The following is a 26,015-nucleotide window of genomic DNA, read 5'->3' as shown; positions in this document are numbered from 1 at the left end:
CAAGGATTCTGAGGTTAGACGGCGCGGCAAAGTTCATCTTGTCGGAAAAACCTAGCGAATTAGTAGGAAATTTCCTAGCCTGCTATTGAATCTCGGGTATATGCCCTCATTTCACAGAGCATGCACATGAAGCGGCAGGTTTGGTTCGTCTTGAAAGCCTGCGCCCCTATTGGAGAAGCAGGCTTATGAAATCGCTGTCCGACGTAAAGTTCTCGACCCTCGACCTGGTACCCGTGCGCGCCGATGGCAGCCCGGCGCAGTCGCTGCGCAACTCCCTGGACTTGGCCCAGCACGTGGAAAAATTCGGCTACAACCGTTTCTGGGTGGCCGAGCACCACAACATGGACGGCATCGCCAGCTCGGCCACCTCGGTATTGCTCGGCTACCTGGCCGGGGGCACCTCGACCATCCGCGTCGGCTCCGGCGGCGTGATGCTGCCCAACCACGCACCGCTGGTGATCGCCGAACAGTTCGGCACCCTCGAAAGCCTCTACCCTGGCCGCATCGACCTGGGCCTGGGCCGCGCGCCCGGCTCCGACCAGATGACCGCCCGTGCCCTGCGCCGTGAGCGCTCCGGCAGTGCGGATGACTTTCCGCAGGACGTGGCCGAACTGATGGCCTACCTCGGCCCACGCACCCCCGATCAGCGCGTGATCGCCATGCCCGGCACCGGCACCCACGTGCCGGTATGGCTGCTTGGTTCAAGCCTGTTCAGCGCACAACTGGCCGGTGAGCGCGGTTTGCCCTACGCCTTCGCCTCCCATTTCGCACCGCGCCTGATGCACGAGGCGGTGCGCGTGTACCGCAATCACTTCCAGCCTTCAGCCGTGCTGGACAAGCCCTACGTGATGCTCGGCATTCCGCTGGTGGCTGCTGACACCGACGAACAGGCCGAGTACCTGGCCACCTCGATGTATCAACGCATCCTCGCGTTGATGCGCGGGCAGAGCCTGGTGCAGCGCGCACCGGTAAACACCATGGATGGCCTGTGGCTGCCCCACGAAAAAGACGCGGTCGGCAGCTTCCTCGGCCTGGCCATGGTCGGCGGCCCGGCGAAAATCCGCGCCAGGCTGGAGGTGCTGATCGAGCAGACCGGCGCCGACGAGCTGATCTTCACCAGCGACCTGTACGAGCATGCCGACCGGATTCATTCCTACGAGCTGCTGGCGCAGGTAATGAAGGGCTGAACCCCAGGCGTAAAAAAACCGACGCACCTGCGTCGGTTTTTTATGTCTGGAGCACGAGATTAACCGCGCTTGTAGACGATTTCCTTGGTGCCGCCTTCACAGCTGCCAATCACTTGGGCATCGGCCGCTGCGCCTTTCTCGACGACATCCAGCGAGTAATGCTGAACGCCTTTAGCGTCAAGCTTCGCTGCGAGTTCGCTTTTCAGCTCATCACAAGGCTTGCCCGCCGCCAGAGCTGTGCCTGCAATGCTCAACAAACCTACTGCCAACAGAAACTTTTTCATCCGTTACTTCCTTGCGCTGATCAAATTGAGCGTGCCGACGCCAATGGCGTCGGCACCCAATGTGTGTAGCGCAGGTTATGGCAATCGGCCAGCGAGCAAAGTTCAACTCACCCGATTAACTACTGGCAATACGGAATCCCACCTTGAGGGTGACCTGATAATGGGCCACCTTGCCGTTCTCGATATGACCACGGGTTTCAGTCACCTCGAACCACTCCAGATGCGTCAGGCTTTTGCTGGCTTCAGCCAATGCGTTGTTGATCGCATCTTCAATGCTGGTGGTGGACGAACCCACCAGTTCGACTTTCTTGTAGGTGTGATTACTCATGGCGTTTCTCCTAAAGGTCGTCAATCAAGACTAGCAGTGAATGTTCTTACTGCTTCAGGCGACCATTCGCAGGAGAAAGTTCAGAATTACTGCACTTTCTGAAACGGGCGCAGTCGGTATCTACACACGCCACTCAATCACTTTCAGGAGAGTTCACATGGCCAACACTTCTTTACGCAAAGCGTCGCTGGAAAGCATGGAAGCCGAGATTTCGAGCCTGCTCAAATCCCTTGAGAGCCTCAAGGATGACGCGTCCGATGAGTCGCGCAAAACACTGAAGGCCTTGAAAAGCAATGCCGAGAACGCCCTCAAGCACTCTCGCCACCTGATCACCGATGCCTACGAAGAAAGCAAGGTCAAACTGCGCGAAACCGGCGTTGCTACCCGTGACTACGCACAAGAGCACCCATGGACTACTGCCGGTGTTGCCGTCGGTGCACTGGGCCTGCTGGCAGCCTACCTGCTGTGCAAACGCGGTGACTAATACGTGGTCTGGCGCGCCAGCTCAGCCTTGAGCCACTGCGCCAATTGCCCTGCGCGCCCGTCTGCGGCGCGCTTGGGCAGCCACAACGCCAGGTGCGCCGGGGTTTCACTGAAACCCCATGGCGCCACCAGCCGACCCGCACGCAGGTCTTCCGCCACCAGCGGCTGCGGTGCAATCGCTACCCCAAGTCCCGCCACTGCTGCTTCCAGCAAATAATACAAATGCTCAAACCCCTGGCCGAGTTTCAACGTGCCGGGCTCGATGCCGTGTGGCTGCGCCCAACTGGGCCAGGCTTGCGGGCGCGAGGTGGTGTGCAACAGCGGTTCGCCACACAAGGCAGAAGCCGGGGCCTGGCGCAGTCTTTCGTAACCGGCATAACGCGGGCTCATGACCGGCCCGATGCGTTCGCTGGCCAGCTCGAACACCTGCATGTCGGCCGGCCATGGTGGTTCGGCAAACACCAGCAGGGCGTCGAGACCCGGTCGACGCGGATCGAGATCGCCATCACCCGCCGAGAGGTGCAGACGCAGGTCCGGCAGATCGGCATTCAAGCGGCCCAGGCGCGGGATCAGCCAGCGCGCGAGCAAGCTGCCCGAACAACCCAGCACGAAGGGTGCGTCGGCGCTGTGGCGGGTCAATTCGTTGCACACATCGCGCAGTCGCTCAAATGCCTCGGCACTCACATCACGCAGCCGTACACCTGCATCTGTGAGTTTAAGGCCACGACCCTCCTTGACGAACAGGCTGACGCCCAGGTGTTCTTCGAGCACTTTGAGCTGGCGACTCACCGCACCGTGGGTCACATGCAGCTGCTCAGCTGCCTGGCTGACGCTGTTTAGCCGTGCTGCGGCTTCAAACGCGCGCAAGGCATTGAGCGGTGGGAGGTCTCGGCTCATCTGTGAGTTTTCCTGACAGGTTGCGGCGATCTTATCGGTTTTCAGCCTGGAGCGTGAGGGGTAGAGTGGACCTCATTGCATCTCTCAACCCCTATTCCCTGGAGCGTCCCATGATTGAGTCCCAGACCGACCTGCGCAACGGCCCGGACCTTAACGGCCTGTTTGGCGGCTTCGGCGGCCGCTACGTTGCAGAAACCCTGATGCCGTTGATCCTCGACCTGGCCCGCGAATACGAAGCGGCCAAGATCGATCCGGCTTTCAATAAGGAACTGGCCTACTTCCAGCGCGACTACGTCGGACGCCCGAGCCCGCTGTACTTCGCCGAACGCCTGACCGAATTCTGCGGCGGCGCCAAGATCTACCTCAAGCGCGAAGAGCTCAACCACACCGGCGCGCACAAGATCAACAACTGCATCGGCCAGATTCTGCTGGCGCGGCGCATGGGCAAAAAACGCATCATCGCCGAGACCGGCGCCGGCATGCACGGCGTGGCCACCGCCACCGTGGCGGCGCGCTTCGGCCTGCAATGCGTGATCTATATGGGCACCACCGACATCGAGCGCCAACAGGCCAACGTGTTCCGCATGAAATTGCTGGGCGCTGAAGTCATCCCCGTGGTGGCCGGCACCGGCACGCTGAAGGACGCGATGAACGAAGCGCTGCGCGACTGGGTGACCAATGTCGACGACACCTTTTACCTGATCGGCACCGTGGCCGGCCCGCACCCTTACCCTGCCATGGTGCGTGACTTCCAGGCCGTGATCGGCAAGGAAACCCGCGACCAGATGCAAGCCCAGGAAGGCCGCCTGCCGGACAGCCTGGTGGCGTGCATCGGCGGCGGTTCGAACGCGATGGGCCTGTTCCACCCGTTTCTGGATGACAAGAGCGTGGACATCATCGGCGTCGAAGCGGCCGGCCACGGCATCGAGACCGGCAAACACGCCGCCAGCCTCAACGGCGGCGTACCAGGCGTACTGCACGGTAACCGCACCTTCCTGCTGCAGGACGACGATGGTCAGATCATCGACGCCCACTCGATTTCCGCAGGCCTGGACTACCCCGGCATCGGCCCGGAACACGCGTGGTTGCATGACATCGGCCGCGTCCAGTACACCTCGGTGACCGACGACGAAGCCCTCGAGGCGTTCCACAAATGCTGCCGCCTGGAAGGGATTATTCCTGCGCTGGAAAGCGCCCATGCCCTGGCCGAAGTGTTCAAGCGCGCACCGAACCTGCCCAAGGATCACCTGATGGTCATCAACCTGTCGGGCCGTGGCGACAAAGACATGCAGACCGTGATGCACCACATGGGACATGCTCAACCAGAGCATGCCAAGCAGGAGACACACTGATGAGCCGCCTGCAAACCCGCTTTGCGCAGCTGAAAGAACAGAACCGCGCCGCCCTGGTGACCTTCGTCACCGCCGGCGACCCGGGGTATGACGCTTCGCTGGCGATCCTCAAAGGCCTGCCTGCGGCCGGCGCCGATGTGATCGAGCTGGGCATGCCCTTCACCGACCCGATGGCCGACGGCCCGGCGATCCAGTTGGCGAACATCCGCGCGCTGGAAGCCAAACAGAACCTGGCGAAAACCCTGCAGATGGTGCGCGAGTTCCGCAAGGACAATAACGACACGCCGCTGGTGTTGATGGGTTACTTCAACCCGATCCATAAATACGGCGTGCCGACGTTCATCAGCGACGCCAAGGACGCCGGAGTCGATGGCCTGATCGTGGTCGACATGCCGCCCGAGCATAACGCTGAGCTGTGCGACCCGGCCCAGGCCGCCGGCATCGACTTTATCCGCCTGACCACGCCGACCACCGACGATGTGCGTCTGCCTACCGTGCTCAACGGCAGTTCCGGCTTTGTGTACTACGTGTCGGTGGCCGGTGTGACCGGTGCCGGCGCCGCCACCCTGGAACACGTCGAAGAAGCCGTGACGCGCCTGCGCCGCCATACCGACCTGCCGATCAGCATCGGTTTTGGTATCCGCACGCCGGAACAGGCCGCTGCCATCGCTCGCCTGGCGGACGGTGTCGTGGTGGGCTCGGCATTGATCGACCACATCGCCAACGCCAGCAGCCATGAGCACGCTATCGATGGGGTATTGAGCCATTGCGCGGCGCTGGCCGAAGGCGTGCGTAACGCGCGTAAGTAAGCGTCCCGTCAGCGCTAGGTAAAGTTCCTGATACAGAGGAATCAACCGGCGCGGGCACGGCCTAAACAGCAAGACCCAGGGATTTCGAACCTCGTTCGAAATCCCTTTTTTGTGTGTGCCCTGAGGAATCCCCGATGAAAATGCCCAAATCCGTGATTGCAGGTCTCGGCGTGCTGGTACTCGGCGCCAGCGCCTTGGTGCACGCCGCGCCGCCCGACCCGCGCGGTGAAGGCCCCGGCCGTGACGGCCCGCCGGCCCCCCATGAGCAACGTGGCCCGCAGGACGACCGCCGAGGCGGCCCACCCCGGGATTTCGGCCCGGTGCGCCAGATCATCCACGACCACCACGACCAGTTCGCACGCGGCGCGCCACCGCCACCGGACGTGCGCCTGGAACGCGGCCGGCCATTGCCCCCCGGCTACTACGGCGAGCGCCTCGGCCCCCGCGAACTGGAGCGCCTGCCGCGCTACGACGGTTACGAATGGCGCCGCTCCGGCCCGGACGTGGTGCTGATCGCAGTGGGCACCGGCATCGTCTACGAGATCCTTGCCAACGTACTCAACTAAGCAGGCTTTTTGTGGCAAGCGGGCTTGCCCTAATGCCGTTCAGTTAAGCGCAGATTCCCTGTGGCGAGCAGGCTTGTCCTGCGTTGGGCTGCGCAGCAGCCCCAAAACCAGACGCTGAGTCGTATCAGGTACACCGCGTTTTGCTTGATTGGGGGCGCTTCGCACCCCAACGCGGGGCAAGCCCGCTCGCCACAAACAAGCCCGCTCGCCACAACACAAAAAGCCTGCTAGCCACAGAAGCCCGCCCGCCACCACAGGCGGGTCAGGGTTTACAACTCGATCCGCTCGACCTTGCCCACCAGCAGCACGTAGGACAACGCGCCAAGCAGCGCCAGCACGGCGATGTAGGTTATTGCCGGCGCAAACGAGTCGCCGCTGGCCAGAAAGCCGATCACGATTGGCGTGGCAATCGCCGACAGATTGCCGATGAAGTTGAACACCCCGCCCGTCAATCCCAGCAAATGCGCGGGGGCCAGGGTCGACACCAGCGACCAGGTGATCGATGCCAGGCCATTGCCGAAGAACGCCAGCGCCAGGAAGGCAATCACCCACGCCGTCGAGTCCACGTAGTTGGCGCCGATTATCGCAGTGGAAATCAGTAGCCCGCTGATGATCGGCAACTTGCGTGCAAAGCCCACCGACGCTCCCCGGCGGATCAGCCAGTCGGAAAAGATCCCGGAACACAGCACACCGACAAACGCCGCGAGAAAGGGCAGCGAGGCCAGCAGGCCGGACTTGATGAAATCCATGCCACGGTATTTCACCAGGTAAGTGGGGAACCACGTCAGGAAAAACCACAGCGTGGAGTTCAGGCAGAACTGGCCCAGGTAGATGCCCCAGAGCTTACGCTTGCTCAGCACAATGCCCAGGTCGACCCAACTGAACGGCGCCTTTTTGGTCTGCGCCTGCATGTCCACCAGGCCGCCGCCGTCGCGGATCAGTTGAATTTCCGCCGCATTGGCGCCGTTGAAATCCTTCGGCTCGCGGTACACCGCGTACCAGATCAGCGCCCACAGAATGCCCACGCCGCCCGTGGCGACAAACACCATGTGCCAGCCGAACCGGTGTTGCAGCCAGGCCAGCACCGGCGTCAGAAACGCCAGCCCGACGAACTGCCCCGAGGTATAAAAGCCAATCGCCGTGGCACGTTCGCGCTCGGGAAACCAGGTGGTCACCACACGGCTGTTGATCGGATAGGCCGGGGCCTCCAGTGCGCCGACCGCCATGCGCAACACAAACAGCGCGATAAAGCTGGCGGCAAAGCCCAGCATCACCGTGGCAATCGACCACAACAGCAAGGCGGCGGTGTAGAGGATGCGCGGTGGCACCCGGTCGACCAGCCAGCCGCCGGGAATCTGCATGGCCGCGTAGGTCCAGCCGAACGCGGAGAAGATCAGCCCGACATGCACCGGGTCGATCCCCAGGTCGCTGGTCAAAGCTGGCGCGGCAATCGACAGGTTGCTGCGGTCCAGGTAGTTGATCACCACGGTGATGAACAGCAGCAGGCCGATGAAGTAGCGCTTTCGGCTAGGCGTGACGAGAGAAGCCTGTCCGGTGAGGGATTCAGGTTGCATGGGGAGTGCCTCTTTTTATGTTTATTGAGGACTGGGTGGGAGGGGGCTGGCTCCCGATAGCGGTGAATCAGCCACTGAAAATGTCGACTGACACCCAGCTATCGGGAGCAAGCCCCCTCCCACCTGTTTAACCGCATTCTTTCAGTCAGAGCGTGCTTACCACTCGGCAAAGCTGCCGTCGGCATGGCGCCAGATCGGGTTGCGCCAGCGGTGGCCGATGGCCGCGCGTTCGATCACGTATTCCTCGTTGATCTCGATGCCCAGGCCCGGGCCGTTGGGGATCTTCACAAAGCCCTGGTCATAGTCGAACACGCCCGGGTCGCGCACGTAGTCGAGCAGGTCGTTGCTCTCGTTGTAGTGAATGCCCAGGCTTTGTTCCTGGATAAACGCGTTGTAGCAGACCGCGTCCAGTTGCAGGCAGGCCGCCAGGGCAATCGGGCCCAGCGGACAGTGCAGAGCCAGCGCCACGTCGTAGGCTTCGGCCATGTTGGCGATCTTGCGCGTCTCGGTGATGCCGCCCGCGTGGGAGGCATCCGGCTGGATGATGTCGACGTAGCCCTCGCTGAGCACGCGCTTGAAGTCCCAGCGCGAGAACAGGCGCTCGCCCAGGGCAATCGGCGTGCTGGTCAGCGGCGCCAGCTCTTTCAGCGCTTCATAGTTTTCGCTGAGCACCGGCTCTTCGATAAACATCAGCTTGTACGGGTCCAGCTCCTTCATCAGCACCTTGGCCATCGGCTTGTGCACGCGGCCATGGAAGTCGACGCCGATGCCCACGTTGGGGCCGACTGCATCACGCACGGCCGCCACGTTGGCCAGGGCCAGGTCGACTTTGTCGAAACTGTCGACGAACTGCAGTTCTTCGGTGCCGTTCATTTTCACCGCGGTAAAGCCACGGGCCACGGCCTCTTTGGCGGCACGCGCGGTGTCAGCCGGACGGTCGCCGCCGATCCACGAATACACGCGAATCTTGTCGCGCACCTGGCCGCCGAGCAGGTCGCTCACGGACACGCCGAGGGCCTTGCCCTTGATGTCCCACAACGCCTGGTCGATACCGGCCAGGGCGCTCATGTGCACGGCGCCGCCACGGTAGAAGCCGCCGCGATAGAGCACGGTCCAGATGTCTTCGATATTGCGTGGGTCTTTGCCGATCAGGTAGTCGGACAGTTCTTCAACGGCAGCCGCCACCGTGTGGGCACGGCCCTCGACCACCGGCTCACCCCAGCCGGTCACGCCCTGGTCGGTCTCGACCTTGAGGAAGCACCAGCGCGGCGGGACGATAAAGGTCGTCAGTTTGGTGATTTTCATCTGTTATCTCTCTTATCGATGCGGCGCCTGCGGGCGCGGAACTTGATATCAGCTCAGGGCTTTCCAGGCGGCGACATACGCCTGGGCGCGGCTCGCGACCTGATCCACTGTCATACCCGGTTTGAACAACCCGGAACCCAACCCGAAACCCTTGGCGCCGGCGTCGCTGAACACCTGCATGTTGTCCGGGGTGATGCCGCCCACCGGCAGCAGCAGGGTGCCCGCCGGCAATACCGCGAGCCACGCCTTGATCACCGCCGGGCCCATTTGCTCGGCCGGAAACAGCTTCAGCACATCGGCGCCTTCGGCCAATGCCGCGAACGCTTCGGTGGGCGTCGCCACACCCGGCGACAGGTACAGGCCGGCCGCTTTTGCCGCACGCAGTACCTTGGCATCGCTGTGGGGCATGACGATCACCTGGCCGCCGGCCGCCTTGACCTGCTCGACCTGTTCCGGCGTCAACACCGTGCCGGCACCGATCAGGCAATCGGCGGGCAAGGTGTCGCGCAGGGTGCGGATGCTGGTGTAGGGGTCGGGCGAATTGAGCGGCACTTCGATCACGCGAAAACCGGCGTCGTACAACACCAGTCCGATGGCCAGGGCTTCGTCCGGGCGTACGCCGCGCAGGATCGCGATCAAACCGTTTTGTGCCAGTGCGTGCTTGAGCATGTCAGGCCTCCGTTGCTGGTTGAGTGAGCCCGGCCGCCACGGCCAATTGCCACAGGCCGCGCTCGGTGGCTTCCTGCGCCAGGCTGACATGGGCGAAGCCGCAAAGGGCGAGGGCGCGTTGATAGCGGGTGCAAAGAGCAGCGGCGCCGACCAGGATGATCGGCTGGTGTTTTGCGCTGCCTGGCAGGCCGGCGAGTTCATGGCCGATCATCAGGCCGGAAAGATAATCCGCTTGTTGCTCGGACGAGAGTTCGGCGGTGAGGCCAAGGGTACGGGCGCTGAACAGGGTGGACAGCAAACCGCGCTGGCCATCGGCCGACAGCGCCACGTGTACGCCTCGGTCAAAGGCTTGGGCCTGGAACTGCTCACAGGGCTGTTGGGTACGCCCCAGAATGCTGTGTTTGCTCAATATCGCGAACAGCTCACCGGTCATGAAGGTGTCGAAATGGGTGATGCGGCCATCGACCACCTTGACCCATTTGCAATGGCTGCCGGGCAGGCCGATCAATACGTCAGCGCCCGCCGGCAGGCTTTGCAGCACGCCCAGCACCTGGGTTTCTTCGCCGCGCATCACATTGGGCAAGCCGTCCGGCTCGATCACACCGGGCACGATGTGCACCTCCACACCGCGCAGGCTGCGCACCCGGTGCAAGGCCTGGCCCAGGCTGGAGACGTCGACGGGTGTAGCGCGATAGGCCGCTTCGCTCCAGCCCTGGGCGCTGCCGACCATGCCGCAGGCGATCACCGGCAGATGGGGCGCCGCATCGAGCCAGTCGCCACAGGCCGCGTCAAAGGCCAGCTCGAAACCATCGGTGCAGCGCACACCGGCGATAGCGCGGGCCTCGGTGGGCAAATGCATGATGCCCGACGCCAGCGCGCGCTGTTCCAGCACCACGCCTGCGGGGCCGAGTTTGTAAGCACGAAGGGAGCTGGTCCCCCAATCGAGCGCGATCAATTGCGCCTGCATCGCTTCACCTGAGTGTTCTGAGCGGATGGGCGAATATAAACCCAAGGCGGCGCGAATCTCAATATATAAATATCTGTCCCATATATAGGGAATAAACGGCTATTTATTTAAATGCGCTCAGGTTCAGCTCCCGCATCGCCCCCATCCAGATCGCGTAGTCGGTGTGGTCCTTGAGGTCGTCACCGGTGTCCGGATGCAGGAACACCACCAGGCCATTGCGATGGATCACCAGCCAGGGCAGCACCACACCGATGTATTCGACGTCGAACGCCAGCTGACAGCTCCAGTCCGGGTGCGGGCCCACCGGCCGTTGGTGCATGCGCCCCATGCGCAGCGGGAACAGTGCGGCGGCGTCTTCACACAACGTGCGGGCCTGATCGAGGGTGTCGGCGTCGAAGTAGATATGGGCGTGATAGCCCTTGATGCGTTGCATGGCGGCCTCCGCAGCGGATGTGCGCCAAATGCTAGACGGCAATCGAGGGCAGGGCCAGTCCGGTCAGCGATTGCGCGCTACTGGCCTGCTCCGCCAGCAACCAGTCGACAAATCGCTCGACCAGTTGCCCGCGTCGTTTACGTTGTGGCTGCACCACGTAGTAGCCGAAGCGCGAGATCACCGTGTCGCTGATCGGCCGGCACAGCCAGTTCTGCTCGAGCAGGTTATCCACCAGGTGCCGCCAGCCGATGGCCACGCCCTGGCCGGCAATCGCCGCCTGGATCAGCAGGGTGTAGTTGTCGAAACGCAACTGGCCGGGCGTGGGCGCTACGGCGATCCCCAGCTCGCGGAACACGCCAGCCCAATTGAACCATTGGCTGTTGGTCTCCTGACGCAGGTGCAGCAGCGGGTACTCGGGCAAGGTCTGCACGCTCAGTGGCCGGGCCTGATCCTTGAGCCACTGGGGGCTGCACACCGGGAATACTTCCTCGTTGAATAGCCACAGGCTGTCGCCCTGCTTGAAGCGGCCGTCGCCAAACAGCACCGCCACGTCGATGTCGCTGCGCAGGCTGGCGTGGTTGCGTTCGCTGGTCACCAGGCTCACGTCCACCTGCGGGTAGGCCTCATGAAAACGGTGCAGGCGCGGCATCAGCCAGTAGGCGGCGAAGGCAAAGTCGGTGGCCACCTGCAGCACTTCGTGCTGGTCCTGCTGGGTGATCGCGCTGAGGCCCTGATTGATGCCCTGCAAGCCGCCCTGCACATGCTCGAACAACAGCGCGCCGGCGTCAGTCAGTTCAATGCCGCGGTAGATGCGATCAAACAGGCGGATCGCCAGCTGTTCTTCGAGGCGTTTGATCTGCTGGCTGATCGCCGGTTGGGTGGCGCCCAGCTCCATCGCCGCCGCCGTAAAGCTGCGGTGGCGCGCAGCGGCTTCGAAGGCGCGCAGCAGGTCGAGGGACAGGTCGCCGAGGGCTTCATACATAAGCTGTGCTTATCCTAGACATTGCTTTTCATGGGCTTTACCCCACTTTTCATGGGCTGCATGCTCACTGGCATAAACACCGCCTATGGAATGCCGATAGATCATGAAGCGCAAGAACATTCTTTTCATCATGGCCGATCAAATGGCCGCGCCGATGCTGCCGTTCTACGGACCTTCCCCAATCAAGCTGCCCAACCTGAGCCGTCTTGCCGCCCAGGGCGTGGTGTTCGACGCCGCCTATTGCAACAGCCCGCTGTGCGCACCGTCGCGCTTCACGCTGGTCAGCGGCCAGCTGCCGAGCAAGATCGGCGCCTACGACAACGCGGCGGACTTTCCCGCCGATGTGCCGACCTACGCCCACTACCTGCGCCGCCTGGGCTACCGCACCGCGCTGTCGGGCAAGATGCACTTTTGCGGCCCCGACCAGTTACACGGTTTTGAAGAACGCCTGACCAGCGATATCTACCCCGCCGATTACGGCTGGGCAGTGAACTGGGACGAACCGGATGTGCGCCCCAGCTGGTTTCACAACATGTCATCGGTGCTGCAGGCCGGCCCGTGCGTGCGCACCAACCAGCTGGATTTCGACGAGGAGGTGGTGTTCAAGGCCCAGCAGTACCTGTTCGACCACATTCGCGAGGACGGCGACCGGCCGTTCTGCCTCACCGTGTCGATGACCCACCCTCACGACCCGTACACCATTCCCAAACCGTTCTGGGACCTCTACGACGACAGCGACATCCCGTTGCCCGTGACGCCTGCGCAGAGTGACCTCGACCCGCATTCCCAACGGCTGCTCAAGGTGTATGACTTATGGGACAAGCCGCTGCCGGTCGACAAGATCCGCGATGCGCGCCGCGCCTACTTCGGCGCCTGCAGCTACATTGACAGCAACGTCGGCAAGCTCCTGCAAACCCTGGAAGACACCGGCCTGGCCGACGACACGATCATCATCTTTTCGGGCGATCACGGCGACATGCTCGGCGAGCGCGGCCTCTGGTACAAAATGCACTGGTTTGAAATGGCTGCCCGCGTGCCGTTGCTGGTGAGTGCGCCAGGGCAGTTCGCCGCCGGCCGCGTCACGTCGGCTGTGTCCACCGCCGACCTGCTGCCCACCCTGGTGGAACTGGCCGGCGGCGCACTCGACCCGCGCCTGCCGCTGGACGGCCGCTCGCTGGTATCGCACTTGCAAGGGCAGGGCGGGCACGACGAAGTGTTTGGCGAATACATGGCCGAAGGCACCATCAGCCCCTTGATGATGATTCGCCGGGGCGCCTGGAAATTCATCTACAGCGAAGACGATCCGTGTCTGCTGTTCGATGTGCACAACGACCCGCACGAGCGGGAAGACCTTGCCCAGTCACCGGAACACCGGCCGCTGTTCGAGGCGTTTTTGAAAGAGGCGCGGGCCAAATGGGACATCCCGGCGATCCACCAGCAGGTGCTCGCGAGCCAACGCCGTCGTCGCCTGGTGTTCGAGGCACTGACCCAGGGCACGCTCAAGAGCTGGGACCACCAGCCGCTGGTGGACGCCAGCCAGCAATACATGCGCAACCACATCGACCTCGACGACCTGGAGCGCAAAGCACGTTATCCACAACCCTGCCAGAACCAATAAACAGACAGAGGGAAGGTCATGCAAAAATTGACGGTGATACTGAGCATTCTGGCGCTGGCCAGCGCCAATGCGTACGCAGACACACGTTGCGAAACGGTAAAAATGGCTGACCCGGGCTGGAGCGACATTGCCGCAACCAACGCCATTACCGGTTTCTTGCTGACGGGCATGGGCTACACACCCAAGGTCGACACCCTGGCGGTGCCGATTACTTTTGGCGGGCTCAAGGACGGCAAAGTGGATGTGTTCCTCGGCAACTGGATGCCGGCGCAGCAAGGCTTTTACGACAAGTTCGTGGCCAATGGCGATGTGGTGCAACTGGCGAAGAACCTCGACGGCACCGAGTTCACCCTGGCCGTGCCGGATTATGTGTGGGATGCGGGGGTGCATGATTTTGCCGACCTGAACGCATTCGCCGACAAGTTCGACAAGAAGATTTACGGCATCGGCTCCGGCGCGCCGGCCAATATCTCGCTGCAGGAGATCATCAAGAAGAACGACTTCAACCTGGGCCAGTGGAAACTGATCGAGTCGAGCGAACAGGCGATGCTCGCCGAAGTGTCGCGGGCGGTGAAGAAGCAGCGCTTCGTCACCTTCCTTGGCTGGACGCCGCACCCGATGAACGTGCAGTTGAAGATGCATTACCTCAAGGGCGGCGAGCAGTACTTCGGCGATACCGGCAGCGTCTACACCCTGACCCGCAAGGGTTATGCGCAGGCCTGCCCGAACGTGGGGAAACTGCTGACCAACCTGAGTTTTACCCAGGACATGGAGAACAGCATCATGGCGCAGGTGGCCAACGACAAGGTCAGCAACGCCGAGGCCGCGAAGACGTGGATCAAGGCCAACCCTGCGGTGCTCGACAAGTGGCTTGATGGGGTGAAGACCGTGGATGGCAAGGACGCATTGGCGGCAGTCAAAGCCCAGCTCTAAAGCCCCACCGCTGCCACTTTGTGGGAATGAGCTTTTGTGGGAGCTGGCTCCCACAGGGGCATGTGGGTGCTGATAATCTTGAGCCAAATCTTTCAAGCCGAGTTACAGATGCCCCGGCCCACTCGCTACACACTCTTTCCCTTCCTCGCCTGGCTGGCGAATCAAACCCGCGCGAGCGTCGGACGGGACGCACTGGTCGGTCTCAGCGGCGCCGTACTTGCCCTGCCACAGTCGATTGCCTACGCGCTGATCGCCGGCCTGCCACCTGAATACGGCCTGTACGCAGCCATCATCCCGGTGTTGATCGCTTGCCTGTGGGGTTCGTCCTGGCACCTGATCTGCGGGCCTACGGCGGCGATTTCCATCGTCCTCTACGCCAGCGTCAGCCCATTGGCCGTGCCGGGCTCGCGGGACTACATCAGCCTGATCCTGCTGCTGACGTTCCTGGCTGGCGTGTTCCAGTGGCTGCTCGGCCTGCTGCGCTTCGGTGCGCTGGTGAATTTCGTCTCGCACTCCGTGGTACTCGGCTTCACCCTCGGCGCCGCCGTGGTCATCGCATTGGGGCAGTTGCCCAACCTGCTGGGGCTTGAACTGCCGAGCCAGACCACCGCCCTCAACAGCCTGCTGGCACTGATCGAACATCGCGGCGAGTGGGACCACGCCTCGCTCATCCTGGGCCTCGGCACCTTGCTGCTGGGCGCGTTGCTCAAGTACCGGGTGCCGCGCTGGCCGACGCTGTTGATCGCCCTGACCCTGAGCAGCCTGGCCGCGTGGCTGTGGCCGGCGATGTTCGGGCACGTAGCGCGGGTGAGTGGGTTTATCGGCAAGCTGCCGCCGTTCAGCCCGTTGCCGATGGACCTGGACGTGATTCTGCGCCTGCTGCCCGGCGCCGTGGCGGTGGGCATGCTGGGGCTGGTGACCAGCCTGTCGATTGCGCGCGCCTTGTCGGCGCGCTCGCAGCAATTGCTCGATGCCAACCAGGAAGTTCGTGCGCAGGGTTTATCCAATATGGTCGGCGGATTTTTTTCCGGCTATTTGTCGGCCGGTTCCTTCACGCGCTCGGGCCTCAACCTTGAGGCGGGCGCCTGCTCACCACTGGCCGGGGTGTTTTCGGCGCTGTGGGTGGCGTTGTTCGCGTTGTTTGGCGCGGCGTTGATCGCCCGGATCCCGATCCCGAGCATGGCGGCGAGCATTCTGCTGATTTGCTGGGGCCTGGTGGACCGTCGCGCTATTGGCGCGTTGTTCCGGGTCAGTCGCGCGGAATTCGTGGTGATGAGCCTGACACTGCTGGCGACTTTGCTGCTGGAGTTGCAGACGGCAATTTATGCGGGGGTGCTGGCCTCGCTGTTTTTCTACCTCAAGCGCACGTCACAACCCAGCGTCCAGCACTGGCGCGACGGTGAAGATGATGTGCTGCGGGTGGGCGGCTCGATCTTTTTTGGCGCCAGCCATTACCTGCAGGTGCGCCTGCAACGACTCGCGGGGAAACGGGTGGTGATCGAGGCGCAACAGATCAATTTCATCGACTATTCGGGGGTGGAGATGCTGCACCAGGAAGCACGGCGGTTGCAGGGGTTGGGACGCAGCCTGACCTTGCGCCGGGCTCGGCCCCAGGTGGTAGAGGAGCTGAGAAAGCTGGAAGGCGCCGACCGTTGCCCCATCCATTTCGAAGACTGAGCCCCTCCCATAATTGGATGGGTGTCAGGCCAACTGTCGGCGCAGTTCAGCCAGCACCGGCGCCGAATCCGGGCGCACACCGCGCCACAGGAAGAATGCTTCGGCCGCTTGCTCAACCAGCATGCCCAGGCCATCCATCGCGATCGCCGCGTCGTGTTCGCTGGCCCAGCGACAGAACGCAGTAGGCTGCTGGGCATACATCATGTCGTAGCAGAATGTCCTGCCCGGGTCGATCAGGCTGCCCGCAATCGGCGGTACATCGCCTGACAGGCTGGCCGAGGTGGCGTTGATGATCACGTCCACCGGCTCACGCAGCCAATCGAAACCGCTGGCCGACACCGGGCCCAAATCGTCGAACAACTCGGCCAGTGATTCGGCTTTCTCCACGGTGCGGTTGGCGATGATCAGCGACGCGGGTCGCTCGGCCAGCAATGGCTCCAGCGCACCACGCACCGCGCCACCGGCGCCCAGCAACAGGATGCGTTTGCCTTCCAGCGTCAGCCCGGCGTTGACCGTGAGGTCGCGCACCAGGCCGGCGCCATCGGTGTTGTCGCCCAGCAAGGTGCCATCGCCCAGTTGGCTCAGGGTGTTGACCGCACCGGCGCGCCGCGCCCGCTCGGTCAGGCTGCTGGCCAGGCGGAACGCCTCTTCCTTGAACGGCACGGTGACATTGGCGCCCCGCCCCTGCAGGAAAAACTCACGGGCACAGCCGGCGAAATCCTCCAGTGGCGCAAGCAGGGTGCTGTAGTCCAACTGCTCGCCGGTCTGCTCGGCGAACATACGGTGAATCAACGGCGACTTGCTGTGGCCGATGGGATTGCCGAACACCACATAACGGTCCATCACAGTGCTGCCTTGGGCGGCGCAATACCCAGCCAGTCACGGTCCTGCAGGAAGTAGTCGGTGAGGCGCGCTTCTTCACTGCCGGCCTCGGCCTTCCAGTCGTAGCTCCAGCGCACTTGCGGCGGCAGCGACATCAGGATCGACTCGGTACGCCCGCCCGATTGCAGGCCGAACAGGGTGCCACGGTCGTAGACCAGATTGAACTCAACATAACGGCCCCGGCGGAATTCCTGGAATTGGCGCTGCTGCTCGGTGTACGCCATGGCCTTGCGGCGCTGCAGAATCGGCAGGTAGGCGTCGATGTAGGCATTGCCGATGGCCTGCATGAACGCAAAGCAGGTGTCGAAATCCCACTCGTTCAAGTCATCGAAGAACAGCCCGCCGATGCCGCGCGGCTCGTTGCGATGCTTGATGTGGAAGTAGGTGTCGCACCAGGCCTTGTAGCGCGGGTACACGTCCGGGCCGAACCGCGCGCAGGCTTCTTCGGCCACGCGGTGCCAGTGGATGCAGTCTTCCTCAACGCCGTAGTAGGGCGTGAGGTCGAAGCCGCCACCGAACCACCACACCGGCTCTTCGCCTTCTTTTTCAGCGATGAAAAAGCGTACGTTGGCGTGGGACGTCGGCACATGCGGGTTGTGCGGGTGGATCACCAGCGACACCCCCAGCGCCTCGAAGCCGCGCCCGGCAAGCTCCGGGCGGTGGGCACTGGCGGAGGGCGGCAAACCGCTGCCGAATACGTGGGAAAAGTTGACGCCGCCTTTTTCGATCACCGTACCGTTCTCGATCACACGGGTGCGCCCGCCGCCGCCGGCAGGCCGGGTCCAGGCGTCTTCGATAAAGCGAGTGTCCGTCTCGAAAGCTTCCAGAGCGCTGCAGATGCGGTCTTGCAGATCGAGCAGGTAGGCTTTGACAGCCTCGGTGCGGGTAGTCATGAGGTCACCTTGAATCGGGCAAAGCAGCGCGAAGCCATGGGGCGTCGGCGGCAAATGGGCGCACAGGATAACACTGCACCTGCCGCCGCCGCAGTTGACGAAGGTCAAGCTTAGGAGTCCGATAGGAGGCTACGCGAATTCGAACCTGAGGAGATGTGCAGATGGCCAAACGTATCCAGTTCAGCGCCCATGGCGGCCCCGACGTGCTCGAGTACGTGGACTACACGCCTGCAGAGCCCGGCCCACAACAGGTGCGGGTGCGCAATGAGGCCATCGGCCTGAACTTCATCGACACCTATTTCCGCAGCGGCCTTTACGCACCGCCGGCCTTGCCATCGGGCCTGGGTGCAGAAGGTGCGGGCGTGGTCGACGCGGTGGGCAGCGAAGTCAGCCAATTCAAGGTGGGCGACCGCGTGGCCTACGGCAGCGGGCCGCTCGGCGCCTACAGCGAACTGCATGTGCTGCCGGCCGCCAACCTGGTGCACCTGCCGGACGACATCAGCTTCGAACAGGCGGCCGGCGCGATGCTCAAGGGCCTCACCGTGCAATACCTGTTGCGCCAGACCTATGAGGTGCAGGCAGGCGACACCATTCTGTTCCACGCAGCCGCCGGTGGCGTGGGCTCCCTGGCCTGTCAGTGGGCCAAGGCTCTGGGCGCGAAGCTGATCGGCACCGTCAGCTCGCCGGAAAAGGCTGCACTGGCCAAATCCCTCGGCGCCTGGGCAACTATCGATTACAGCAAGGAAAACGTCGCACAGCGTGTGCTGGAATTGACCGACGGCAAAAAGGTGCCGGTGGTGTACGACGGCGTGGGCAAGGACACCTGGCTGACGTCTCTGGACAGCGTGGCGCCACGGGGTCTGGTGGTGAGCTTCGGCAATGCGTCGGGTGCCGTGGACGGGGTGAACCTGGGGATTCTGTCGGCGAAGGGCTCGCTGTATGTCACCCGGCCGACGCTGGCGACTTATGCCGGCAACGCGAAGGACTTGCAGGTGATGGCCGATGACCTGTTTTCGATGATCAAGAGCGGCAAGGTGCGCATTGATATCAACCAGCGCTATTCGCTGGCGGAGGCGGCGAAGGCGCAGACAGAGCTGTCGGGGCGGCGGACTACAGGGTCGACTATTTTGTTGCCTTGAGGGCCTCATCGCGGGCCAGCCCGCTCCCACCTGTTGACCGAGTTGGAATGCGATCAAGTGTGGGAGCGGGCTTGCCCACGATAGGCGCGACGCGGTCTCAGGAAGGCCGCACCACCTCACCCGTGACCAGGTTGCGAATCAGGCTCGGGTTCTTGCGCCCACCCAACGCGCCCCCCAACACCCGATCCACCTGCCCACGAAAATACTGCTCCACGCGAATCCGCGAACGGGCAGCCGGGCGGCCCTGGGGGTTGGCCGAGGTGGAAATCAACGGACCCACCAGCGAGCACAGGTCCCGCACCAGCGGGTGATCGGTGACCCGCAGCGCCACCGTGTCGTGCACACCGGTCACCCATTCCGGCAATAAATCCTGATGAGGCACCAGCCAGGTGTTCGGCCCTGGCCAGGTGCTGGCCATGCGGTCGATCCAATCCTGCGGGAAGTCTTCGAACAGAAAGTCGAACTGGCGAATCGTGTCCGCCACCAGAATCAGGCCTTTGTCCACCGAGCGGTTCTTGATCGCCAGCAGGCGGTCCACCGCTTCTTCGTTCCACGGGTCACAGCCCAGGCCCCAGACGGCTTCGGTTGGATAGGCAATCACCGCGCCTGCGCGAATTTCCCGTGCGGTTTCCAGCACACGCCACCTGTTGACCATTTGCTCACTCTCCAGACAAAAGCTCTGCGCAGTTTACCGATCTTCCTTACAAAACCCAGCTACAAAGCCTGGCAGCGCGCAAGCCAACGCCCGCTCTCGCTGATCACCTGACCTTCGAGCTCCAGTTCCGTGAGGGTGGCAAGTACCTGGGACAACGGTCGTCCGCTGGCAATCGCCAAAGCCTCGCTGGTGTGCGGCGCGGCATGCAGCAACGCTACCAGCGGATGGGTGACCGGCAGCGGCGCAGGGCGTGACAAGGCCTGCCAGCCGCGCAATCCTTCGAGGATATGCTCGATGGTTTCCACCAGCATCGCGCCATCGCGGATCAACTGATGACAGCCCTTGGCCCCGGGATGATGGATGGACCCCGGAATCGCATAGACCTCGCGCCCTTGCTCGGCCGCCAGTTTCGCCGTGATCAGCGAACCGCTGGCCATGCTCGCTTCCACCACCAGCACCCCCAGGGACAGGCCACTGATGATGCGATTGCGCCGCGGGAAGTTGCCCGCCTGGGGCGCGGCGTCCAGCGGGAACTCGGAAACCACGGCGCTGCCCTGGTCAATCATCGCGGCGGCGAGCCGCCGGTGGCGCTGTGGATAAAGATTTTCCAGGCCGGTGCCGAGCACGCCGATTGTCTGGCCTCCCACGTCCAATGCGGCCTGATGCGCAGCGCCATCGATTCCCAGGGCCAGGCCGCTGGTGATGACAAAACCGGCGCTCGCCAGGCTGCGGGAAAACGCGGCAGCGGTGTCCATGCCGGGACGCGAAGCACGACGGCTGCCGACCATCGCCAGTTGTGGTTTTTCCAGGATCAGCGGGTCGCCGGCGACGAATAACAGCGGTGGCGCGCTATCGATCTCGGCAAGCAAGGCGGGGTACTCGGGTTGGTCCCACATCAGTAAATGCTGGCCCGCACGCTCAAGCCAGGCCAATGCCACAGCGGCGCCCTCACGGACTTCGGGGCTGCGCCGAGCGTCGGCGCTGCTGGCCGGCAACCCGAGTGAACGCCAGGCACTGGCCGGCGCACTGATGGCGCTGGAGGCCGAGCCGAACGCTTCGATCAGCAGCTGAAAACGCTTCGGGCCCAGTTCCGGCAGCCGGTGCAGGCGCAGCCTTGCTTCCAGTTCTGATGGGGATATTTCGTTGCGGTTTATCGCGAGCATAGGATCATCCTTGACCGGAACAACTTGTGGATAACTCTGTTGGTAACTTATTTAGCAACCTATTCATTGTGTTTGACGGCTGTCTCAAAGCGGTCCTGTACGGCCAGCGGTTGGGAGGCCTTGAGCACCAGGCCGTAGCTGAGTTTTTCGTAAGTGCGAAACACCAGCAGGGTGCCCGCACGTGCATCGGGAAGGGTCACCAACGCGCCGGTAAGAACGTCGCGCACGCTGGCGCCGGCTTTGATTACGCTGAGCACCTGGCCTTCGATCAGGCCGTCCCGGCGCCCCTTGTTCAGGGTCACGGCGTCAAGTACGCCGATCTGGGTCACACCCTTGGGGATATCGATGATCGTGCCTTCGATGAAAGGCCCAGGCTGCGCAGCGTCCAGGCGTTTCAGCGCAATCGGCGACGGTGCGCGGAGCAGGCGGTCGCCAGGACGTATCTCCTGAGTGATCCGCTGAACGGCAAGCGTGCTGAGGTCGCCGGCGGTTATAAAACGCGCAGTGCCGATGTCGTCGGCGTTGACGCCCAACAACTCCTGGGTTCGAGGATCGGTGTAGGCCTTGCCGCGTCGGAATATTCCGTAAATGGGCTGGGAAGGGTCCAGGTTGCCTCTGGCATGCACGCGCTCATCGTTGGCGCCCAACACACGGCCGGCGCCCGCCGCGATGATGTAGGGTGCATTGTCCAGGTCCTGGGGTGAGTCAAAAATGCGGTTGTGCAACAAAAACCGCTGGATGGCCCGTTGCGTGGTGTGATCCAGGCGTGGGCCAGGCGGGGGGATCAGGGCCGTGGCAAACGGGGCCCAGAGCAGCAAGACGAGTAGCGATTTCCTCATGGGGTGAATCTCCTTTATTATGTGCGTTCGCGTGAAACGTCAGCGCCTTCGCGGCTTTCGAACGTTTCACACCGGCTGCCTGGGTCCATCCCACCGCCGATTTGCCTCTACCTCACATGTGCAGCAATTACGCTTATGGCTATTTTGAACATCCTCGAATTTCCCGACTCGCGCCTGCGCACGATCGCCAAGCCGGTGGCCGTAGTGGACGACAAGGTTCGTCAGTTGGTCGATGACATGTTTGAAACAATGTATGAAGCGCCGGGCATCGGTCTCGCCGCGACCCAGGTCAATGTTCACCTGCGCGTGGTGGTCATGGACCTGTCCGAAGACCGCAGCGAGCCGAAGGTGTACATCAACCCCGAGTTCGAGCCGCTGACCGACGAGATGGGCGAGTACCAGGAAGGCTGCCTGTCGGTGCCGGAGTTCTACGAGAGCGTCGAGCGCCCGCTGCGCGTGAAGATCAAGGCCCTGGACCGCGACGGCAAGCCCTTCGAACTGATTGCCGAAGGCCTGCTGGCGGTGTGCATCCAGCACGAATGCGACCACCTCAACGGCAAGCTGTTTGTCGATTATCTGTCCACGCTCAAGCGTGATCGGATCAAGAAGAAGCTGGAAAAAAAGCATCGCCAGCAAGCTTGATGCCTCCTTCCAAAGGCTTGCTGCGGCAAGCCTTTTTCTTTTGTGACTGTTTTTAACCGAGACCTCCCATGACCGAGCCACTGCGCATTGTTTTTGCCGGTACACCCGAATTTGCCGCCGAACACTTGAAGGCGCTGCTTGCCAGCCCTCACGCGATCGTCGCGGTGTACACCCAGCCGGATCGCCCGGCCGGTCGCGGGCAAAAACTGATGCCGAGCCCGGTCAAGCAACTGGCACTTGAGCACAACATTCCCGTGCTGCAACCGCCGACTTTGCGCAACGCCGAGGCCCAGGCCGAACTGGCCGCGCTCAAGCCCGACCTGCTGGTGGTCGTGGCCTACGGCCTGATCCTGCCGCAGATCGTGCTGGATATCCCACGCCTGGGCTGCATCAACAGCCACGCGTCGCTGCTGCCACGCTGGCGCGGTGCGGCGCCGATCCAGCGCGCCGTAGAAGCCGGTGACAGCGAAAGCGGCGTCACCGTGATGCGCATGGAGGCAGGCCTGGACACCGGCCCGATGCTGCTCAAGGTCACCACCCCCATCACCGGCGAAGACACCGGTGGCAGCCTGCACGACCGCCTCGCCGAACTGGGCCCGCCCGCCGTGATCCAGGCCATCGCCGGCCTCGCCGACGGCAGCCTGCAAGGCGACGTGCAGGACGACAGCCTGGCCACCTACGCCCACAAGCTGAACAAAGACGAAGCGCGCATCGACTGGAGCCGCCCGGCCGTGGAACTGGAGCGCCTGGTGCGTGCGTTCAACCCGTGGCCGATCTGCCACAGCACGCTCAATGGCGAGGCGTTGAAAGTGCTGGCCGCTACCCTGGCCGAAGGCGAGGGCGCGCCGGGTGAAATCATCGGCGCCAGCAAGGACGGTCTGGTGGTCGCGTGCGGTGAACAGGCGCTGTGCCTGAACCGTCTGCAACTGCCCGGTGGCAAGGCGCTGAACTTCAGTGATTTGTTCAACAGCCGCCGTGAGAAATTTTCCCTGGGCACCCTCCTTGGGGTGGCCGCGCAATGAACCCACGTCTGGCCGCCGCCAAGGCCCTGGCCGCCGTCCTCAACGGCAAGGCTTCGCTGAACAGTTCTCTGCCGCCCCAGTTGGACAAGGTGGAAGACCGCGACCGCGGCTTCACCCAGGACCTGGCCTTTGGCACCGCCCGCTGGCAGCCGCGTTTGTCGGCGTTGGCGGCCAGACTGCTGCAAAAGCCGTTCAAGGCTGCCGATGCGGACGTGGAGGCGCTGCTGTTGGTGGGCCTTTATCAACTGCTGTACACCCGTGTGCCGGCCCACGCTGCCATCGGCGAAACCGTCGGTTGCGCCGACAAGCTGAAAAAACCCTGGGCCAAGGCGCTGCTCAACGCCGTGCTGCGCCGCGCACAGCGTGAAAGCGAAACGCTGCTGGCCGAGCTTGAGCACGACCCGGTGGTGCGCACCGCCCACCCGCGCTGGCTGCAAAAATCCCTCAAGGCGTTCTGGCCCGAGCACTGGGAAGCCATTTGCGCCGCCAACAATGCACACCCGCCGATGATCCTGCGGGTTAACCGTCGCCATCACCGCCGTGACGCCTATTTGCAGTTGCTGACCGATGCCGGCATTGCAGCCGCTGCCTGTGTGTACAGCATCGATGGCATCGTGCTCGAAGCGGCTGCCGATGTACGCAGCCTGCCGGGCTTCGCCGACGGCTGGATCAGCGTGCAGGATGAAGCCGCGCAACTGGCCGCCAACCTGCTCGACCTCGCCCCCGGCCAACGCGTGCTCGACGCCTGTTGCGCCCCCGGCGGCAAGACCTGTCACATCCTGGAAGTTGAAAAAGACCTGGCCGGTGTCGTCGCGGTGGACCTCGAAGCCAAGCGCCTGGTGCGCGTGCGGGAAAACCTCGCGCGTCTGGGCCTGAGCGCCGAGCTGATCGCCGCCGATGGCCGTGACACCGCCACCTGGTGGGACGGCAAGCCGTTCCAGCGCATCCTGCTCGATGCGCCATGCTCGGCCACCGGTGTGATCCGCCGTCACCCGGATATCAAACTCACCCGCCAAGCTGACGACATTGCTGCCCTGGCCGTGCTGCAAGGCCAATTGCTCGACGCGCTGTGGCCGACCCTGGAAGTGGGCGGCATTCTGCTCTACGCCACATGCTCCACGTTGCCGACCGAAAACACCGAGGTTATCCAGGCCTTCCTCGCGCGCACCAGCGGTGCGCGCGAGCTGGACCTGGCCACCACGGCCGGCATCAAGCAGCCCCACGGCCGTCAACTGCTCGCGCAGGAAGGCGGACACGATGGTTTCTACTACGCCAAACTGATCAAGATCGCCGCCGCGCGCGGCTGAACGGTTTTAAGGGAGTGACCGGATGAAAATCATCATCCTCGGGGCAGGGCAGGTGGGTGGCAGCCTGGCCGAACATTTGGCCAGCGAAGCCAACGACATCACCGTGGTCGACACCGATGCCGAGCGCCTGCGCAACCTCGGTGACCGCCTGGACATTCGCACGGTGCAAGGGCGTGCGTCGTTCCCGACGGTGCTGCGTCAGGCCGGTGCCGACGATGCCGACATGCTCGTGGCCGTGACCAACAGCGACGAAACCAATATGGTCGCCTGCCAGGTCGCCCACACCCTGTTCCACACGCCAACCAAGATCGCCCGCGTGCGCGAAGCGGCCTACCTGACCCGCGCCGGCCTGTTCGACAATGACGCGATTCCGGTAGACGTGCTGATCAGTCCGGAACAGGTGGTCACCCACTACATCAAGCGTCTGATCGAAATTCCCGGCGCCCTGCAGGTGATCGACTTCGCCGGCGGCAAGGCGCAGCTGGTAGCCGTGAAGGCCTACTACGGCGGGCCGCTGGTCGGCCAGCAACTGCGCCAGTTACGCGAGCACATGCCCAATGTGGACACCCGCGTGGCCGCTATTTTCCGCCGCGACCGGCCGATTCTGCCCCAGGGCGACACCGTGATCGAGGCCGACGACGAGGTGTTTTTCATCGCGGCCAAGGCGAATATTCGTGCCGTGATGAGCGAAATGCGACGGCTGGATGAGACCTACAAGCGCATCGTGATTGCCGGTGGCGGGCAGATTGGTGAGCGCCTGGCCGAGGCCATCGAGAGCCGCTACCAGGTCAAAATCATCGAGATGAGCCCGGCGCGCTGCCGGCATTTGTCCGACACCCTCGACAGCACCGTGGTGCTGCAAGGCAGCGCCTCGGACCGAGACCTGCTGATGGAAGAGAACATCGCCGACGCCGATATCTTCCTGGCGCTGACCAACGATGACGAGGCCAACATCATGTCTTCGCTGCTGGCCAAGCGGCTGGGCGCCAAGAAGGTGATGACCATCATCAACAACCCAGCGTATGTCGACCTGATTCAGGGCGGCGATATCGACATTGCGATCAGCCCGCAACTGGCAACCATTGGCACCTTGCTGGCCCATGTGCGCCGTGGCGACATCGTCAGCGTGCACTCCCTGCGCCGTGGCGCGGCGGAGGCCATCGAGGCGATTGCCCACGGTGATTCGAAGTCCAGCAAGGTGATCGGCAAGGCCATCCGCGATATCGGCCTGCCGCCGGGCACCACCATTGGCGCGATCATTCGCGACGAGGAAGTGCTGATTGCCCACGACGACACGGTGATTGCCAGCGGCGACCACGTCATCCTTTTCCTTGTGGATAAAAAACATATTCGTGATGTGGAGAAGCTGTTCCACGTGGGCTTGAGTTTTTTCTGATCGAACGGAGTGG

27 protein-coding genes are annotated in these 26,015 nt (G+C 63.1%); 13 read left to right on the top strand and 14 right to left on the bottom strand.

All coding sequences use genetic code 11. The features are described from left to right. The first annotated feature begins 185 nt into the window (after positions 1–185). Entirely contained in the window at positions 186–1,187 is a 1,002-nt protein-coding gene (locus tag RHM60_RS16655; RefSeq protein WP_322212236.1) for an LLM class flavin-dependent oxidoreductase, read from the top strand. Positions 1,188–1,246: 59 nt separating this feature from the next. On the opposite strand, the gene RHM60_RS16650 is transcribed toward RHM60_RS16655, so the two are convergent. Together RHM60_RS16650 and RHM60_RS16645 are read right to left on the bottom strand one after the other, a co-directional pair. Beyond that, the gene (locus RHM60_RS16650) at positions 1,247–1,471 is read right to left on the bottom strand and encodes a DUF1161 domain-containing protein (RefSeq protein ID WP_209986784.1); all 225 of its coding nucleotides are present in this window, start codon (positions 1,469–1,471) and stop codon (positions 1,247–1,249) included. A gap of 115 nt (positions 1,472–1,586) precedes the next feature. Continuing rightward, on the bottom strand, positions 1,587–1,799 hold the full coding sequence (locus RHM60_RS16645) for a dodecin (RefSeq protein ID WP_003233668.1): 213 nt from the start codon (positions 1,797–1,799) through the stop codon (positions 1,587–1,589). A 157-nt stretch (positions 1,800–1,956) separates the two neighbouring features. Here RHM60_RS16645 and RHM60_RS16640 point away from each other — a divergent pair, with 157 nt between their 5' ends. After that, positions 1,957–2,283 (top strand): DUF883 family protein, encoded by a 327-nt coding sequence (locus tag RHM60_RS16640; protein ID WP_034101663.1) that lies wholly within the window; start codon positions 1,957–1,959, stop codon positions 2,281–2,283. On the opposite strand, the gene RHM60_RS16635 is transcribed toward RHM60_RS16640, so the two are convergent. Continuing rightward, complete coding sequence (locus RHM60_RS16635; protein ID WP_209986781.1) at positions 2,280–3,179, bottom strand: LysR family transcriptional regulator; 900 nt, start codon at positions 3,177–3,179, stop codon at positions 2,280–2,282. The genes RHM60_RS16640 and RHM60_RS16635 overlap by 4 nt on opposite strands. Before the next feature lie 110 nt (positions 3,180–3,289). Here RHM60_RS16635 and trpB point away from each other — a divergent pair, with 110 nt between their 5' ends. The 3 genes from trpB to RHM60_RS16620 all read left to right on the top strand — a co-directional run bounded on the left by trpB (position 3,290) and on the right by RHM60_RS16620 (position 5,906). Next, the gene (trpB, locus tag RHM60_RS16630) at positions 3,290–4,531 is read left to right on the top strand and encodes a tryptophan synthase subunit beta (RefSeq protein WP_322212235.1); all 1,242 of its coding nucleotides are present in this window, start codon (positions 3,290–3,292) and stop codon (positions 4,529–4,531) included. Next, positions 4,531–5,340 carry a tryptophan synthase subunit alpha gene (trpA, locus tag RHM60_RS16625; protein ID WP_057006211.1) on the top strand — a complete coding sequence of 270 codons (810 nt, stop codon included), beginning with the start codon at positions 4,531–4,533 and terminating at the stop codon, positions 5,338–5,340. Before trpB ends, trpA begins: the two co-directional genes overlap by 1 nt. 134 nt (positions 5,341–5,474) lie before the next feature. Next, a complete protein-coding gene (locus tag RHM60_RS16620) occupies positions 5,475–5,906 on the top strand; it encodes an anti-virulence regulator CigR family protein (RefSeq protein ID WP_322212234.1) in 432 nt (143 codons plus the stop codon). 269 nt (positions 5,907–6,175) lie between these two features. Here the strand turns inward: RHM60_RS16620 and RHM60_RS16615 are convergent, their stop codons facing one another. The 6 genes from RHM60_RS16615 to RHM60_RS16590 all read right to left on the bottom strand — a co-directional run bounded on the left by RHM60_RS16615 (position 6,176) and on the right by RHM60_RS16590 (position 11,836). Continuing rightward, on the bottom strand, positions 6,176–7,480 hold the full coding sequence (locus RHM60_RS16615) for an MFS transporter (RefSeq protein WP_322212233.1): 1,305 nt from the start codon (positions 7,478–7,480) through the stop codon (positions 6,176–6,178). Positions 7,481–7,636: 156 nt separating this feature from the next. Further along, on the bottom strand, positions 7,637–8,785 hold the full coding sequence (gene dgoD, locus RHM60_RS16610) for a galactonate dehydratase (RefSeq protein WP_003233648.1): 1,149 nt from the start codon (positions 8,783–8,785) through the stop codon (positions 7,637–7,639). Positions 8,786–8,833: 48 nt separating this feature from the next. Further along, the gene (locus RHM60_RS16605; protein ID WP_209986771.1) at positions 8,834–9,454 is read right to left on the bottom strand and encodes a 2-dehydro-3-deoxy-6-phosphogalactonate aldolase; all 621 of its coding nucleotides are present in this window, start codon (positions 9,452–9,454) and stop codon (positions 8,834–8,836) included. 1 nt (position 9,455) lies between these two features. Beyond that, on the bottom strand, positions 9,456–10,421 hold the full coding sequence (locus RHM60_RS16600; RefSeq protein ID WP_322212232.1) for a 2-dehydro-3-deoxygalactonokinase: 966 nt from the start codon (positions 10,419–10,421) through the stop codon (positions 9,456–9,458). 103 nt (positions 10,422–10,524) lie between these two features. Then, positions 10,525–10,854 (bottom strand): DOPA 4,5-dioxygenase family protein, encoded by a 330-nt coding sequence (locus tag RHM60_RS16595; protein ID WP_322212231.1) that lies wholly within the window; start codon positions 10,852–10,854, stop codon positions 10,525–10,527. A 31-nt stretch (positions 10,855–10,885) separates the two neighbouring features. Continuing rightward, on the bottom strand, positions 10,886–11,836 hold the full coding sequence (locus tag RHM60_RS16590) for a choline sulfate utilization transcriptional regulator (RefSeq protein WP_231422203.1): 951 nt from the start codon (positions 11,834–11,836) through the stop codon (positions 10,886–10,888). A 103-nt stretch (positions 11,837–11,939) separates the two neighbouring features. Here RHM60_RS16590 and betC point away from each other — a divergent pair, with 103 nt between their 5' ends. From betC to RHM60_RS16575, 3 genes are all read left to right on the top strand, one after another. Further along, a complete protein-coding gene (betC, locus tag RHM60_RS16585; protein WP_322212230.1) occupies positions 11,940–13,454 on the top strand; it encodes a choline-sulfatase in 1,515 nt (504 codons plus the stop codon). Positions 13,455–13,472: 18 nt separating this feature from the next. Continuing rightward, positions 13,473–14,387: a choline ABC transporter substrate-binding protein gene (choX, locus tag RHM60_RS16580; protein ID WP_322212229.1), complete on the top strand. Its 915-nt coding sequence runs from the start codon at positions 13,473–13,475 to the stop codon at positions 14,385–14,387. Positions 14,388–14,495: 108 nt separating this feature from the next. Then, entirely contained in the window at positions 14,496–16,064 is a 1,569-nt protein-coding gene (locus RHM60_RS16575; protein WP_209986760.1) for a SulP family inorganic anion transporter, read from the top strand. 24 nt (positions 16,065–16,088) lie between these two features. Here the strand turns inward: RHM60_RS16575 and aroE are convergent, their stop codons facing one another. Both aroE and hemF read right to left on the bottom strand, forming a co-directional pair. Next, positions 16,089–16,907: a shikimate dehydrogenase gene (aroE, locus tag RHM60_RS16570; protein ID WP_209986758.1), complete on the bottom strand. Its 819-nt coding sequence runs from the start codon at positions 16,905–16,907 to the stop codon at positions 16,089–16,091. Further along, positions 16,907–17,839 carry an oxygen-dependent coproporphyrinogen oxidase gene (hemF, locus tag RHM60_RS16565; RefSeq protein WP_122457146.1) on the bottom strand — a complete coding sequence of 311 codons (933 nt, stop codon included), beginning with the start codon at positions 17,837–17,839 and terminating at the stop codon, positions 16,907–16,909. Before hemF ends, aroE begins: the two co-directional genes overlap by 1 nt. A 161-nt stretch (positions 17,840–18,000) precedes the next feature. Between hemF and RHM60_RS16560 the strand changes: the two genes are divergently transcribed. Next, positions 18,001–18,978 (top strand): NADPH:quinone reductase, encoded by a 978-nt coding sequence (locus RHM60_RS16560; RefSeq protein WP_209986754.1) that lies wholly within the window; start codon positions 18,001–18,003, stop codon positions 18,976–18,978. 97 nt (positions 18,979–19,075) lie between these two features. Here RHM60_RS16560 and RHM60_RS16555 read toward each other — a convergent pair whose 3' ends face one another. The 3 genes from RHM60_RS16555 to RHM60_RS16545 are packed head-to-tail and all read right to left on the bottom strand — an operon-like array spanning position 19,076 to position 21,635. Next, entirely contained in the window at positions 19,076–19,633 is a 558-nt protein-coding gene (locus tag RHM60_RS16555; RefSeq protein WP_057006224.1) for an L-threonylcarbamoyladenylate synthase, read from the bottom strand. 59 nt (positions 19,634–19,692) lie between these two features. Continuing rightward, positions 19,693–20,796, bottom strand: a complete 1,104-nt coding sequence (dprA, locus tag RHM60_RS16550; protein ID WP_209986752.1) for a DNA-processing protein DprA — start codon at positions 20,794–20,796, stop codon at positions 19,693–19,695. 59 nt (positions 20,797–20,855) lie between these two features. Beyond that, positions 20,856–21,635: a peptidoglycan-binding protein gene (locus RHM60_RS16545; RefSeq protein ID WP_322212228.1), complete on the bottom strand. Its 780-nt coding sequence runs from the start codon at positions 21,633–21,635 to the stop codon at positions 20,856–20,858. Positions 21,636–21,770: 135 nt separating this feature from the next. Between RHM60_RS16545 and def the strand changes: the two genes are divergently transcribed. The 4 genes from def (at position 21,771) to trkA (ending at position 26,002) form a co-directional block, all read left to right on the top strand. Beyond that, entirely contained in the window at positions 21,771–22,277 is a 507-nt protein-coding gene (gene def, locus RHM60_RS16540) for a peptide deformylase (protein WP_003233625.1), read from the top strand. A 68-nt stretch (positions 22,278–22,345) separates the two neighbouring features. Next, positions 22,346–23,299: a methionyl-tRNA formyltransferase gene (gene fmt, locus RHM60_RS16535; protein ID WP_322212227.1), complete on the top strand. Its 954-nt coding sequence runs from the start codon at positions 22,346–22,348 to the stop codon at positions 23,297–23,299. Then, on the top strand, positions 23,296–24,606 hold the full coding sequence (gene rsmB / locus RHM60_RS16530) for a 16S rRNA (cytosine(967)-C(5))-methyltransferase RsmB (RefSeq protein ID WP_322212226.1): 1,311 nt from the start codon (positions 23,296–23,298) through the stop codon (positions 24,604–24,606). The genes fmt and rsmB overlap by 4 nt, the downstream gene beginning before the upstream one ends. 22 nt (positions 24,607–24,628) lie before the next feature. Further along, positions 24,629–26,002 carry a Trk system potassium transporter TrkA gene (trkA, locus tag RHM60_RS16525; protein ID WP_209986708.1) on the top strand — a complete coding sequence of 458 codons (1,374 nt, stop codon included), beginning with the start codon at positions 24,629–24,631 and terminating at the stop codon, positions 26,000–26,002. Positions 26,003–26,015 lie beyond the last annotated feature (13 nt).

This window comes from Pseudomonas sp. MH9.3, assembly GCF_034354675.1.
Classification (GTDB): domain Bacteria; phylum Pseudomonadota; class Gammaproteobacteria; order Pseudomonadales; family Pseudomonadaceae; genus Aquipseudomonas.
Note: the sequence above shows the minus strand (reverse complement) of the source record. Positions and strands in the feature narration are given on the sequence as shown.